A 1100-nucleotide genomic window follows, 5' to 3' on the forward strand; every position below is an offset into this window, starting at 1 on the left:
CATCACGCCGCCGCCGCCGCCCAGCGCCCCGCCGAGCGCCTGGCATCCGGCCAGGGCCGCGCCGAGGCAGAGGGCGGTGGCCGTCAGCGCGAGCGGGCGGCGGAGGCGACCCGCGGCGGTCGAAGGCGAGGCAGGCAGAGGCGAGGCAGCCATGGGCGGTGAAGTCCTGTCTTCTCGTGGCGGCCAAGGTGGGACCGGGCCGCCGTCATGTCGTTGACGGCCTCTCTACGATGCAGTTTGGGCGAAAACCAGACGCCGCCGCGTCCATCCCGGGACGCGGCGCGAGGCCTTCGCCGACCGATCGGGAGCATCGGAGCGGATGCACGCGGCCCGAAACGTGCGGCGCGAAACCTGCACACCAAAACGTGCGGGTCGGACGACCGGACGCGATTCACAACTTCGCCTTGGTCGAACGGCATGCGAAGGTCGTGCTCTCGTAACCCGTGACGATGCGGCGGAGACACCCGCGCGTCGCCACGGCCGCGCCGCGCCGACGCCAGCACTTGAGGACCTTGCGTGACCACACCGATCCGGATGATCGCGACCGCGACGATCACCCTCTGGACCGCCCTCCTCGGGAGCGCGTCCGTCATGGCTCAGGCGCCGATGGCGCAGACGCCCGCGCCGCAGACCCCGCCGGCCGGCAGCGAGACCGCGCCGGCGACACCGGCCGCGCCGCCCCCGGTCGCCCCGACCGCGCCGCCGCAGGCCCAGCAGGGCACCCCCGCCACCGTCCTCGACACCCAGGATTACGAGAGCGTGCTGGGCAAGAGCGTGCGCAGCGCCAACGGCGACGAGCTCGGCCGGGTGATCGACCTGATCATCGACAAGGAGGGGCGCCCGCGCGCGGCGATCATCGATTTCGGCGGCTTCCTCGGCGTCGGCTCGCGCAAGATCGCGGTCGACTGGCGGGCGCTCCGCTTCACCTCCGACGGCAAGGTCGGGCGGCTGTCGTTGCAGCTGAGCCGCAATCAGGTCCGCGTCTCGCCCGAGTACAAGGCCGGCGAGCCGATCGTGGTCCTCGGCCCGGCGAGCCCCGGCCCGGACGGCGAGCAGGCGACGGCACCGGCCGCCGCCCAGCCCGCGCCCGCCCCCACGGC

1 protein-coding gene is annotated in these 1100 nt (G+C 73.9%); it reads left to right on the top strand.

The features are described 5' to 3' along the window. Positions 1 to 591 precede the first annotated feature (591 nt). The coding region (locus FV227_RS28615) for a PRC-barrel domain-containing protein (protein WP_246688388.1) at positions 592 to 1100 on the top strand (509 nt) is incomplete at its 3' end.

Source organism: Methylobacterium sp. WL119 (genome assembly GCF_008039875.1).
GTDB lineage: Bacteria > Pseudomonadota > Alphaproteobacteria > Rhizobiales > Beijerinckiaceae > Methylobacterium.